Here is a 12,837-nt window from a genome sequence, read left to right on the forward strand (position 1 = left end):
ACCCTGTTGTATATGTTAAATCTCATTAACATCCACCTTGTATATCTCATTGATATCCATCGACTATTTTAGATTATTAAGTGGCTAATCGCGTTTATGCATGATAATTAACCATGAACTTGACCTTAAACACAATTAGCTATACGTTGTAAAGCTGATGAAAATAAAATCAATCGGTTTTGTTAACACAACCAATAACGTTTTAACTGGCTAAAGCGAACTATCAGTTTATAAAAAACAACAAGTATATGAATAGTTAGTCATTTACTGTCTGGATGACAGAGAAGCAAAAGGGAGAATTGCAATGGCTCTATATGATCCTAGTCTTGAAAAAGACAACTGTGGATTTGGTTTAATAGCGCAAATGGAAGGCCAACCGAGTCATAAGTTGGTACGAACTGCTATTTCAGCCCTCGATCGCATGACACACCGTGGCGGTATTGCTGCGGATGGTAAAACAGGAGATGGCTGTGGCTTATTGCTACAGAAGCCAGACTCTTATCTCAGAATTATTGCAGAAGAGAATAACTTCAAGCTCGGCAAGCAATACGCTGTTGGCATGATTTTCTTCAGCCAAGATCCAATCAAAGCGCAAACCGCGCAAGACATCGTCAATAAAGAGCTCGCTCAAGAGACCTTAACGGTTGCAGGTTGGCGTGTCGTGCCGACCAACACCGACGTATTAGGTCCGATTGCCAAAGATTCCGTTCCCAATATTCAGCAAGTCTTTATCTCAGCCCCTGCTGGTTGGCGTGAACGCGATATTGAACGACGCCTTTATATCGCTCGTCGTAGAATTGAAAAGCAGATCAGCGAAGACAAAGATTTCTATATTTGTAGCCTTTCGACACAAGTCATGGTTTACAAAGGTCTGTGTATGCCGGCCGATCTTCCGCGATTTTACCTCGATCTTGCTGACTTACGTATGGAATCGGCGATATGTCTGTTCCACCAGCGCTTTTCAACCAATACTCAGCCGCGTTGGCCACTGGCTCAACCATTCCGCTATTTAGCGCACAATGGTGAGATCAATACCATTGAAGGCAACCGTCAGTGGGCTAAGGCTCGTGCCTATAAATTCTCTTCGCCGTTGCTGCCAGACTTACAAACCGCAGCCCCCTTTGTGAATGAGACAGGCTCAGACTCTTCAAGCCTAGATAACATGCTTGACCTGTTCCTTGCTGGTGGTATGGATGTGTTCCGAGCGATGCGCATGCTTGTGCCGCCCGCTTGGCAAAATCACCCAGATATGGATCCCGATCTGCGTGCATTCTACGACTTCAACTCTAAGCACATGGAACCGTGGGATGGCCCTGCAGGTATCGTTCTTTCTGATGGTCGTTACGCTGCGTGTAACCTAGATAGAAATGGCCTGCGTCCTGCGCGTTATGTGATTACCAAAGACAACCTAATCACGCTAGCATCTGAGGTCGGTATCTGGAATTACGCGCCAGATGAAGTGGCAGAAAAAGGGCGTGTCGGCCCAGGTGAATTGCTCGTCATAGATACGCGCCGCGGTAAATTGTGGCAATCTAACGAGATCGACAATGACCTTAAAGGTCGCCACCCTTATAAAGAGTGGATGGAAAAGAACGTTCACAAACTCACACCGTTTTCCGATCTGCCCGATGAGCAAGTCGGTAAGCGCAGCTTTGATGATGACACGCTCAAGACCTACCAAAAACAGTTTGCGATGAGCAACGAAGAATCAGACCAAGTACTGCGTGTGCTTGGTGATATGGGACAAGAAGCGGTAGGCTCGATGGGCGATGATACGCCAATGGCCGTGCTCTCTTCTAAAGAGCGTCTCATCACTGATTATTTCCGTCAAAAATTTGCACAGGTCACCAACCCGCCGATCGATCCATTGCGTGAAAAACACGTGATGTCTTTAGCGACCAGTATCGGTAAAGAGATGAATGTGTTCTGCGAAACAGATGGTCACGCCTACCGTGTGACATTTAGCTCGCCCGTTCTTCTCTACTCTGACATGCAGCAACTTCTGCAGTTAAATCAAAAACACTATGGTCACGCAATTCTAAGCCTACACTACGATCCGACTCAGCAAGATCTCGAACAAGCCATCAATGACTTGTGTGATCGTGCGGTTCAACAAGTGCGTGATGGTGCTGTGCTGATTGTGCTTTCAGACAAAGGTTTAGAAAAAGGTAAACTGCCAGTACCAGCAGCGATGGCTGTCGGTGCGGTGCAAACCAGACTTGCTGACAACAACCTAAGATGTGATGCCAACATAGTGGTTGAAACCGCAACTGCGCGCGACCCACACCAATTTGCCGTGCTGCTTGGCTTCGGTGCTACCGCAGTTTACCCATACCTCGCTTATGAAGCGTTAGGTAAAATGCTGGATGATGGCTCTTTAGACAAAGACTATCGTACCGCAATGCAAAATTACCAAAACGGCATCAACAAAGGTCTGTACAAGATCATGTCGAAGATGGGCATTTCAACTATTGCCTCTTACCGCTGTTCACAGCTGTTCGAAGCTGTTGGCCTACATTCGGATATAGTTGAGCTCTGTTTCCGCGGAGTTACCACTCGAATCCAAGGTGCTAGCTTTAGCGATTTCCAGCAAGATATCTATAACCTATCTCGTAAAGCATGGACTAAGCGCAAGCCGATCGAACACGGTGGTTTACTTAAATACGTACACGGCGGCGAATATCACGCCTATAACCCTGATGTAGTTGGCACTCTGCAAACTGCAGTAAAAACAGGTGAAACATCGGATTATCTCTCTTTTGCTAAGCAAGTGAATGCTCGACCAGCCGCGATGTTACGCGACTTAATGAGCCTCAAAAAAGCCGATCAGCCTCTACCACTCGAGCAAGTGGAGCCTAACAGCGATCTGTTTAAACGCTTCGACTCTGCGGCGATGTCGATCGGTGCTTTGAGCCCAGAAGCTCATGAAGCATTAGCAATGGCGATGAACCGCTTGGGTGGTTACTCCAACTCTGGTGAAGGTGGTGAAGACCCACGACGCTTTGGGACTGACCGTAACTCTCGCATTAAGCAAATAGCTTCCGGTCGTTTTGGTGTGACGCCACATTACTTGACCAATGCGGATGTTTTACAAATCAAAGTCGCACAAGGTGCGAAGCCAGGAGAAGGTGGTCAACTGCCCGGTCATAAAGTTACCGCAGAAATCGCTAAGCTGAGATACTCAGTACAAGGGGTAACACTGATCTCCCCTCCTCCACATCACGATATTTATTCTATCGAGGATCTAGCGCAGCTTATTTTCGACCTTAAACAAGTGAACCCTAAAGCCTTGGTTTCAGTGAAGTTAGTATCGGAACCGGGTGTAGGCACGATTGCAACTGGTGTAGCGAAAGCCTACGCCGATTTGATCACCATTTCAGGCTACGACGGTGGTACCGCGGCAAGCCCTCTGACCTCTGTGAAATACGCAGGCTGCCCTTGGGAACTTGGCTTAGCGGAAACTCAACAAGCACTGGTAGCCAATGGCCTACGTCATAAGATCCGCCTGCAAGTCGATGGTGGTTTAAAAACTGGCCTTGATGTCATTAAAGGCGCGATTCTCGGTGCAGAAAGCTTTGGTTTTGGTACCGCGCCTATGGTCGCAATGGGTTGTAAGTTCTTACGAATTTGTCACCTAAACAACTGTGCAACGGGTGTTGCGACTCAAGATGAAACACTACGCCGCGAATACTTCAAAGGTCTGCCAGACATGGTGGTGAACTACTTTACCGGCTTAGCCGATGAAGTTCGCCAATACCTTGCAGAGCTTGGCGTAGAAAAACTTACAGACCTGATTGGTCGTACTGACTTGCTTGAAGCCGTTCAAGGTCTCACGGCGAAACAGAGCAAACTCGATCTATCTTCAATACTCGAAGCTCCAGTTTCTCCAGAAGGTCACCCACTGTTTTGGACCGAGCCAAACGCACCATTTGATAAGGCTCAGCTTAACCAGCAGATCCTTGATGATGCACTCGATGCAATTGAGAAACGACAATCCACCAGCCTTTACTACAACGTGATCAATACCGATCGCTCGATTGGCGCTCGTATCTCTGGCGAAATAGCGAAACGCTACGGTAACCAAGGCATGGCGGGCTCACCAATTAAGTTGTACCTCGATGGTACAGCTGGCCAATCCTTTGCGGTTTGGAACGCGGGTGGCGTCGAGCTATATCTGACAGGCGATGCCAATGACTATGTTGGCAAAGGCATGGCGGGCGGTAAGGTGGTTATCAAGCCTCACCAAGGCACTGCATTTGTTTGTAACGAAGCGACCATCATCGGTAACACCTGTTTGTATGGTGCGACCGGAGGCAAGCTATTTGCTGCAGGTACTGCCGGCGAGCGATTTGGCGTGCGTAATTCAGGCACCGTCGCTGTAATTGAAGGCGCAGGTGATAACGCTTGTGAGTATATGACGGGCGGTATTGTGGCAATCCTTGGCGCAACCGGAGTGAACTTCGGCGCCGGTATGACAGGTGGTTTTGCTTATGTGATGGATAAGAACGAAGACTTCCAAGGCCGTGTGAACAACGAATCGGTTGAGGCACTTTCTCTGTCTGACCTATACATCCACCAAGAACATCTGCGTGGTTTGATTGCAGAGCACTTAGAAGAGACAGGGTCAGTACACGCTGAAGCAATTCTGGCGAACTTTGATGAATGGATTCCGAAGTTCTACCTAGTGAAGCCAAAGACGGCGGATCTCAACACCCTGCTCGGCCACCAAAGCCGCAGCTCTGCTGAACTTCGTGTTCAAGCGCAATAATTGGAAGGAGCCAATAATGAGCCAGAATGTATACCAATTTATTGATGTGAATCGCGTAGATCCAGCGAAGAAACCAATCAAGATACGTAAGATTGAGTTTGTAGAGATCTATGAACCTTTCACTAAACAACAAGCCAAAGCTCAAGCTGATCGCTGCTTGGACTGCGGTAACCCCTACTGTGAATGGAAGTGCCCAGTCCACAACTACATCCCTCAATGGCTCAAGCTTGCCAATGAAGGGCGCATTATCGAAGCGGCTGAACTGTCTCACCAAACCAACAGCTTACCTGAGGTTTGCGGACGAGTTTGTCCTCAAGACCGTTTGTGTGAAGGCTCTTGTACCCTCAACGACGATTTCGGCGCAGTAACCATCGGCAACATTGAAAAATATATCAATGACAAAGCGTTCGAGATGGGTTGGAAGCCAGACATGTCACATGTCGAATGGACCGACAAAAAGGTCGCGATCATCGGTGCAGGCCCTGCCGGTCTTGCTGCTGCTGACATCTTAGTTCGAAACGGTGTGAAGGCCGTAGTATTTGACCGCTATCCGGAGATCGGTGGCCTGCTCACGTTTGGTATCCCATCGTTCAAACTAGAGAAAGGCATCATGGAAAACCGTCGCCGTATCTTTAGCGGAATGGGTGTCGAATTTAAGATGAATACCGAAGTCGGTAAAGACGTTCAACTACAACAACTGGTCGATGACTACGATGCTGTCTTCTTAGGTGTCGGCACCTACAAAAACATGCGTGCTGGCTTAGACAACGAAGACGCACCGGGCGTTTATGATGCCCTGCCATTCCTTGTTTCCAATACTTACAAGGTCATGGAACTGGATAACCCAACGCCGTTTATCGACATGAAGGGTAAGAAAGTGGTCGTGCTTGGTGGTGGTGATACCGCGATGGACTGTGTAAGAACCTCGATTCGCCAACATGCATCTAATGTTGTGTGTGCTTACCGTCGAGATGAAGCCAATATGCCGGGCTCTCGCCGTGAGGTGAAGAATGCGCGTGAAGAAGGTGTGAAGTTCAAGTTCAACCTCCAACCTATTGGCTTAGAGCTTAACAGCGCTGGTCATGTGGTTGGCGTTAAATTCGTGAAAACCGCTTTGGGTGAACCTGATGAAGCAGGCCGTCGTCGCCCGGAACCTGTAGAAGGCAGTGAGCATGTTCTTGAAGCAGATGCCGTTATCATGGCATTTGGTTTCCAACCTCATGCGATGGAATGGCTAGAACCTTTCGGTGTGGAACTCGATCAGTGGGGTCGCATCAAGGCTCCCGGTAAACAAGAGTTTCAATACCAAACCACCAACAGCAAGATATTTGCAGGTGGCGATGCGGTTCGAGGCTCTGACTTAGTGGTGACCGCTATCGATGAAGGCCGTAAAGCCGCAGAAGGGATCTTGGATTACCTAGAAGTGTGACCAATCTAAAGTTTCCGCTATTAATCAAGCCGTTACTATAAAAAGAGGATCCGTATATGGATCCTTTTTTAAGTTCGATACGTTTTACCAACGGCATAACAAAGAATACGTAAAACAATCGCAAAATAACGAATACCGAGAACTACAATTAAAATTAAAACAACGCCATAGGAAACACTATGAAAAAAGCCGCTCTCCTCTCGCTATCACTTTTAACGTTAACCGCTTGTAGCCAAGGAATCACGGACATGAAAGACAGAACTTCATCACCTTGTGGAGACAAACCAAACTGCGTATCAACTCAAGATGACCGTGAGCAACATGCATTGGCCGCGTTTGAGTTATCAGATTCAGCGAACTTAGATGCGATTGAGCAGGTTGCGCTAACCTTACCGGGATCGAAAACCGCAAGTAAAACAGAAGATTATCTGCGTGTTGAATGTACCTCTCGCATCATGCGCTTTGTCGATGACTTAGAGCTTAAGATCACGGATGGCAAACTGATCGTGCGTTCAGAGTCTCGTACTGGCCATTCTGATTTTGGCGTAAACCGAAAACGAGCTGAACAACTTCGTGCTAGCTTGAAAAGCGAAGGCCTAATCAAATAGATAGAAGAATACGCAGATAAATCGCTGCTATTCGGATGAGAAGTGCCTCTGGGCAGTCGCTCGACACTTCTTATCCATGCTACAATTTCGCTCTACTGTTTAAATATTTTTTATAAGAGACTACACATGAAAATCGGCATCATTGGCGCAATGGAGCAAGAAGTTGCGATCCTAAAAGCAGCAATTTCAGACATTACTGAAGTTAATAAAGGCGGTTGTACCTTTTTCTCTGGTCAGCTAAATGGTGTTGACGTTGTTTTGCTTCAATCTGGCATTGGTAAAGTAGCAGCGGCTGTTGGTACTTCAATCCTACTAAGCGAATACCAACCAGATGTCGTTCTTAACACGGGCTCTGCTGGCGGTTTTGATTCAACACTGAACCTTGGCGATGTGGTTATCTCAACTGAAGTTCGACACCACGATGCAGACGTTACAGCTTTCGGTTACGAAATCGGCCAAATGGCAGGTCAACCGGCAGCGTTCAAAGCTGACGACAAACTGATGGCTGTTGCTGAGCAAGCACTAGCACAAATGGAAGACAAGCATGCCGTTCGCGGTCTTATCTGTACTGGCGACGCATTTGTTTGCACGGCAGAACGCCAAGAGTTCATCCGCAATCACTTCCCATCTGTTGTTGCTGTAGAGATGGAAGCATCGGCTATCGCTCAAGCTTGTCACCAATTCCAAGTACCATTCGTGGTTGTTCGTGCAATCTCTGATGTTGCAGACAAAGAATCACCAATGAGCTTCGAAGAGTTCCTGCCACTAGCAGCACAAAGCTCTTCTGAAATGGTTATTAAGATGGTTGCCCTACTAAAGTAAGCGACTAGACATGCAAACACTGTTTGATCAGGTATTTGCAAATGGCGTGCTCCTTGTGATGTGGGGAGCACTGCTTTTTCATTTAATTTTACCTATCCCCCATGCCGCACACCCCACGACCTTATGGCATAAGTTTGCTGAGCTTTTAGCAAGCAAGGTTAATAACAACCACAACTATTCCCAAAGTTTAATCTCAGGCACATTAGCCTGGGGGTTAATGGTACTGCCAACTCTGGTTATTATCTTGGCACTGCAACCATTGGTTTGGCAATCTCAACTGTTTGAATTGGCACTGTTATTACTCGCGATTGATTGGCGCAATAATGAAAAGCTGGCTAACCAACTGATCAAAGCACTTGGCCGAGAAGATAAAGCGGCAGCTCGTCAGTTACTGGCTCCGATTGTCAATCGTCAAACCGAATCACTTTCGTCACTTGGCCTAGGCAAAGCCGCCACAGAAACCATCATCATGGGTTACGCTCGTAACGTAGTTTGTGTGTTGTTCTGGTACGCCATTGGTGGTGGAATGGCCGCGTTAATGTATCGCCTTTTGGTTGAGTTAGCTCGAGCTTGGTCGCCAAGTCGTAAGCAATTTTCTCCATTCGGCTCAACGGCGATCAAGATAGTCGCTATTCTCGAATTTATACCGATACGTTTTTTTGCTTTGATGATCGTATGTGGTGATAAAGCAACGCACACATTTAAGATGATGTTAGTCCAAAGTCGCTCTTGGCCACTGCCCGGCCCTGCCTGGTTGATCACGGCCGTTGGCAACAAGCTGGAACTATCATTGGGTGGCCCTGCGATTTACGACAACACCAAAGCCATTCGCGCAAAATTAGGCGGAAGAATCGCACCGTCAGCTCTGCATCTATCTCAGGTTCAGAAACTACTCTTTGGTCGCATCGCTATCTGGATTTTTTTACAAAGCCTAGCCTTACTATTTATTCACCAAGGGATTTAGAGTGAAATCTTCAACACTTGTTACAAGCCTTACTATTTTGTCTTCCAGCTTATGGCTGCCTTTATCATTTGCAGAAGAAGCACCACTGACTCCAGAAAAAGTTCAGCCGGCTCAACGCGTGGTCAGCCTTGCTCCTCATGCCACTGAGATCGCGTACAGCGCAGGTTTAGGTAACAACCTTGTAGCCGTAAGTGAACGAAGTGATTACCCACCGCAAGCCGACAAGCTTGAAAAAGTGGCAAACTATCAAGGCATCAAGGTTGAGAAGATCATCGCACTTCAGCCTGATTTGATTCTTGCGTGGCCAGCCGGAAACCCGCCCAGAGAGCTCGCGAAGCTAGCACAATTTGGTTTTAATATTTACTACTCCAAAACCAAAAGCCTAGACAGTATCGCAACCAATATTGAACAACTCAGCCAATACGCTAGCGATCCAAGTATTGGCGAAAATAACGCTCAGCAATACAGAGAGCAGCTCAACGCGTTGAGACTAAAATACAAAGATGCCGAGCCAGTAAACTACTTCTACCAACTCAGTGAAAAGCCGATCATCACTGTTGCTCAAGGACACTGGCCAAGTGAGGTGTTTGAGTTCTGTGGTGGTCACAATATTTTTGAAGACAGCGCCTCCCCATATCCGCAAGTTGGTATTGAACAAGTTGTATTAAGAAAACCGCAAGTGATCTTCACTTCTCAGCACGCGATTGAGAATGGAACCATGTGGCAAACATGGGAAGATGAGATCCCAGCTGTCGCTCAAAATCAGATTTGGTCCCTCAATTCTGACTGGATTAATCGCCCGACAACGAGAACTTTGAAAGCGATCCAACAAGTGTGCGATTTCTTCGATAGAGCTAGGCAAAATCACTAACTATTTGCTGCGTTTTTTCGTACAATTCGCCACCGACCTGTCCCTACAATTTTAACTATAAGAGCACCAGTATCATGGACTCCATGCTGCTTTATATTATCGATTTATTTGGCACTGCCATCTTTGCCGTCTCAGGCGTATTTGTCGCTGGCCGTCTTAAGATGGATCCCTTTGGCGTCGCCGTTCTAGGCAGTGTTACCGCAATTGGTGGCGGTACAATTCGTGACATGGCATTGGGCGCGACTCCCGTATTTTGGATAACCGATACCACCTACCTTTGGGTCATCATCATCACCTGTTTGCTGACCATGATTATTGTAAGACGCCCGAAACGTCTGGCTTGGTGGATATTGCCGGTATGTGATGCGATTGGCTTAGCGGTGTTTGTTGGCATTGGTGTAGAAAAGGCGCTTATCTATCAAGATTCAGCATTAGTGGCCATCATCATGGGTGTCATCACCGGTTGCGGTGGCGGTATTATCCGTGACGTACTTGCCCGTGAAGTGCCAATGATTCTAAGAAGTGAAGTCTACGCGACCGCTTGTATCATTGGAGGCGCTTTCCATACCATGGCGATCAGCATGGGGCACGACTCAGAAACTGCATTTCTGGCCGGCGTGTTCTCAACACTATTGATCAGACTTGGCGCTATTCGTTGGCATTTATCATTGCCGACCTTCGCCATCAAATAAGCTATCTTTACAAAGAGAAAGGCTCCGCAAAGGGGCCTTTTTTAATCCGGTTTCAAATCACTGATACCCTCGATTTCCACTCTTCAAAGATCCCTTCTTTTCCTAACACTCAATTTAGTTAGTCCATTAGCTCATTAGGTTAGTAATGTTTTTTGTTTACTTATCTAATTCACAGGCTATATTAATAAACAAATAACTTTATAAATTAATATATTTACTAACATTGTCAAAGGGAGTTCAAGATGAGTATTGGTAAAGTTGGCATTGTTTTCTTCTCTAAGAATGGAGCAACTAAACAAGTCGCTGAAACAATCGCTGAAGGCATTAACACTCAACAACCTAACTCAGTACTCCTTGTCGAAGTGCTATCTTCTGAAGTGGTCGAAGGAAGGTATGACAACGATGATAAGCTCAAGTCATTAGATAACTGTGACGCCATTATCTTTGGCTCTCCGACTTACATGGGTTCACCAGCCGCTCAGTTTAAGAGTTTTATGGATGCAAGCAGTGATAGCTACTGTAAGAAAGCATGGCGAAATAAACTCGCAGCGGGTTTTACCACAGGTGGCAGCCTTAACGGCGAGCAGCAACAAACCTTGTTGAGCTTTTTCACTCTGGCTTGTCAGCATGGCATGATTTGGGCAGGGCTTGATATCTCGAAGCACATTGATGACTTAGGTTTGAATCGCACAGGATCAAGCATAGGTTTGGTCGCCAGTGAAGATGAGACGGCAGATAACACCAGTAGTCACATCAACAGTAACGATCTTCAGACTGCTTTCTATTTTGGTCAGCGCATCGCAAGTCTAGTAAAAAGAACCTAACTAATTAACTGACGGGCTAGCTTCAAAACTCCTAGCTTGTTTGATATCTATGAGCCCAAGACTAGAGAATGAACGTTGTTTAAGGTAAGTTGAAACAATCATTCCCAACTTTCATGAATATAACCCAATGCTACTCGAAGGAATCGAAACTCTACTGGTATTGAGTAAAGCAAAGACCATGAGCCGCACAGGCAGTTTGCTTTATATCAGCCAATCAGCGGTCAGCAAACGGATTGCGAATTTAGAAAAGAAGCTAGGTAAAAAGCTCATTGAACCGAGTGGCCGACAGATAAAACTCACGCCAGATGCGATAGCATTAATAGAGAGTATTGGCCCTACATTCAATGAACTTCGCGGGCTTATTTATGAACAGCAAGAGTTGGAAGATACCACTCTCATCACCCTAGACAGCTCTAAATCTCTGATAGCCGGTTATTTAGGTGAGATGATGGGCCAATTTATCCAGCAAGATAAGTACATCACCATTACCACCAACCACACGCCGAGAATCATAGAGCGAGTGCAATCTGGCAAGGCGACCTTGGGGTTGTGTGCTGGCTTACTGCCACCACATCATGGGTTGATGGCCTTCCATCTATTTGATGAGCCGTTTTACATAGTGAGTAAGTCACCGCTAACGGAGCTTCCTCCAATGGTCATCACTAACGACATGACCAACCCTGCCAATTCTTATCAACTTTCTGTATTAGAGAAGTTTGGTATCAAACCCTTGATGGAGATGGATGCCTACACCGCAGCGGCTCAACTTGCATTGGGCGGGACTGGGCCAGCGTTAATACCGCTCTCTATCGTAAAAACACTCAATATTGAGCTTCAATATCTGTATAGCTTCACCGAATTAGCAGGCTTGATTCGGCCGATTCATATCTGTGTCAGACCAAATAGTTACCAGTCTCCACGAGTTAAAACACTGATAGAATCCATTGTTGATGCTGTTCCCAAAGCAGTTTAGACGCCATTAGCATCGACATCACGATCACAAGGGGGCGAATCCATTTCTGCCCTTTTGTCACCACTACTTTAGCGCCAAGCTGAGCGCCCATAAATCCACCGACCGCCATCACTAATCCCAACTCCCAAATAGGCAAACCAGCCAAAATAAAGAAAATTAAGGCAGCGATATTCGAGGTAAAGTTAAGTACTTTAGTACGCGCCGTAGCATCGACTAACGAGAAGTGACCAATAGCAACAAAGCAGACGGTGAAGATAGAACCTGTTCCTGGGCCAAAAAAGCCATCATAGAAACCCACGCCGCCACCAATACACAGAGCAAACATGGCCTCAGAGATCTTCTGTTTTCCTTCAGACGCTCTAGTTTGGGGTGCCAACAGGAAATAGAGAGAGATAGCGATAAGCAGCAGTGGGATAACACTGGTCAGTAGGCTCGCATCAATGTGCTGGACTAACTCAGCGCCAATTGCAGAGCCAATAAAGGTACAAAAGATAGCAAGGCGCATCTCTTTGATGCTGACGATACCGTTGCGCACGAAATACCAACTTGCGGAGAAGCTGCCAAATGAGCTTTGGAGTTTGTTAGTTGCCAATGCCTGCGTCGGTGGAACTCCAGCCGCTAGCAATGCAGGTAGAGTCAGTAACCCACCGCCGCCAGCCATTGCATCAATAAAGCCTGCTGCCGTTGCAACAACAAACAAGATAGCCAATATTTCTAGAGTGATTTCCATATACCCAACGCCTTAATGTCCTGTGTAGCGACAAGTTACCACTCACGGCAGACGAGCAATAACGAAACACAAGATTCTAACCTATTCCAAATATTCATCATTAAGTTACCGCGGAATAACAGACATAAAAAAGCCCACTCCGAAGAGTGGGCTTTG

Annotated in this window: 10 protein-coding genes; 9 read left to right on the plus strand and 1 reads right to left on the minus strand. The window is 46.6% G+C overall.

The window, feature by feature from the left end; genetic code table 11:
- The first annotated feature begins 304 nt into the window (after window positions 1-304).
- From gltB to AB4484_RS00605, 9 genes are all read left to right on the plus strand, one after another.
- The gene (gene gltB / locus AB4484_RS00565) at window positions 305-4,768 is read left to right on the plus strand and encodes a glutamate synthase large subunit (RefSeq protein ID WP_372075953.1); all 4,464 of its coding nucleotides are present in this window, start codon (window positions 305-307) and stop codon (window positions 4,766-4,768) included.
- 16 nt (window positions 4,769-4,784) lie between these two features.
- Window positions 4,785-6,197: an FAD-dependent oxidoreductase gene (locus tag AB4484_RS00570; RefSeq protein WP_050053102.1), complete on the plus strand. Its 1,413-nt coding sequence runs from the start codon at window positions 4,785-4,787 to the stop codon at window positions 6,195-6,197.
- Between the two features lie 179 nt (window positions 6,198-6,376).
- Window positions 6,377-6,805 carry a DUF1499 domain-containing protein gene (locus tag AB4484_RS00575; protein ID WP_017070085.1) on the plus strand — a complete coding sequence of 143 codons (429 nt, stop codon included), beginning with the start codon at window positions 6,377-6,379 and terminating at the stop codon, window positions 6,803-6,805.
- 126 nt (window positions 6,806-6,931) lie between these two features.
- On the plus strand, window positions 6,932-7,627 hold the full coding sequence (mtnN, locus tag AB4484_RS00580) for a 5'-methylthioadenosine/S-adenosylhomocysteine nucleosidase (RefSeq protein WP_372075955.1): 696 nt from the start codon (window positions 6,932-6,934) through the stop codon (window positions 7,625-7,627).
- A 10-nt stretch (window positions 7,628-7,637) separates the two neighbouring features.
- Window positions 7,638-8,591 (plus strand): cobalamin biosynthesis family protein, encoded by a 954-nt coding sequence (locus AB4484_RS00585; RefSeq protein WP_372075957.1) that lies wholly within the window; start codon window positions 7,638-7,640, stop codon window positions 8,589-8,591.
- Window position 8,592: 1 nt separating this feature from the next.
- Window positions 8,593-9,462, plus strand: coding sequence for a vitamin B12 ABC transporter substrate-binding protein BtuF (btuF, locus tag AB4484_RS00590; RefSeq protein WP_372075959.1), 870 nt, complete (start codon window positions 8,593-8,595; stop codon window positions 9,460-9,462).
- Between the two features lie 74 nt (window positions 9,463-9,536).
- A complete protein-coding gene (locus tag AB4484_RS00595; protein WP_050649519.1) occupies window positions 9,537-10,154 on the plus strand; it encodes a TRIC cation channel family protein in 618 nt (205 codons plus the stop codon).
- Between the two features lie 242 nt (window positions 10,155-10,396).
- Complete coding sequence (locus tag AB4484_RS00600) at window positions 10,397-10,978, plus strand: flavodoxin family protein (RefSeq protein WP_372075961.1); 582 nt, start codon at window positions 10,397-10,399, stop codon at window positions 10,976-10,978.
- Window positions 10,979-11,105: 127 nt separating this feature from the next.
- Window positions 11,106-11,951: a LysR family transcriptional regulator gene (locus tag AB4484_RS00605; protein WP_372075963.1), complete on the plus strand. Its 846-nt coding sequence runs from the start codon at window positions 11,106-11,108 to the stop codon at window positions 11,949-11,951.
- Here the strand turns inward: AB4484_RS00605 and AB4484_RS00610 are convergent.
- Complete coding sequence (locus AB4484_RS00610) at window positions 11,902-12,681, minus strand: TSUP family transporter (protein WP_012603222.1); 780 nt, start codon at window positions 12,679-12,681, stop codon at window positions 11,902-11,904. The genes AB4484_RS00605 and AB4484_RS00610 overlap by 50 nt on opposite strands.
- Window positions 12,682-12,837 lie beyond the last annotated feature (156 nt).

It is taken from the genome of Vibrio sp. 10N.261.46.A3 (assembly GCF_041472995.1).
Lineage (GTDB): Bacteria > Pseudomonadota > Gammaproteobacteria > Enterobacterales > Vibrionaceae > Vibrio > Vibrio coralliirubri.

Excerpts from the sequence above, each read along its gene's own strand:
- AB4484_RS00605 (WP_372075963.1), top strand. The coding sequence starts at position 11,106 with ATGCTACTCGAAGGAATCGAAACTCTACTGGTATTGAGTAAAGCAAAG.
- AB4484_RS00585 (WP_372075957.1), top strand. The coding sequence starts at position 7,638 with ATGCAAACACTGTTTGATCAGGTATTTGCAAATGGCGTGCTCCTTGTG.
- AB4484_RS00570 (WP_050053102.1), top strand. The coding sequence starts at position 4,785 with ATGAGCCAGAATGTATACCAATTTATTGATGTGAATCGCGTAGATCCA.
- AB4484_RS00595 (WP_050649519.1), top strand. The coding sequence starts at position 9,537 with ATGGACTCCATGCTGCTTTATATTATCGATTTATTTGGCACTGCCATC.
- AB4484_RS00610 (WP_012603222.1), bottom strand. The coding sequence starts at position 12,681 with ATGGAAATCACTCTAGAAATATTGGCTATCTTGTTTGTTGTTGCAACG.
- AB4484_RS00575 (WP_017070085.1), top strand. The coding sequence starts at position 6,377 with ATGAAAAAAGCCGCTCTCCTCTCGCTATCACTTTTAACGTTAACCGCT.
- gltB (WP_372075953.1), top strand. The coding sequence starts at position 305 with ATGGCTCTATATGATCCTAGTCTTGAAAAAGACAACTGTGGATTTGGT.
- AB4484_RS00600 (WP_372075961.1), top strand. The coding sequence starts at position 10,397 with ATGAGTATTGGTAAAGTTGGCATTGTTTTCTTCTCTAAGAATGGAGCA.
- mtnN (WP_372075955.1), top strand. The coding sequence starts at position 6,932 with ATGAAAATCGGCATCATTGGCGCAATGGAGCAAGAAGTTGCGATCCTA.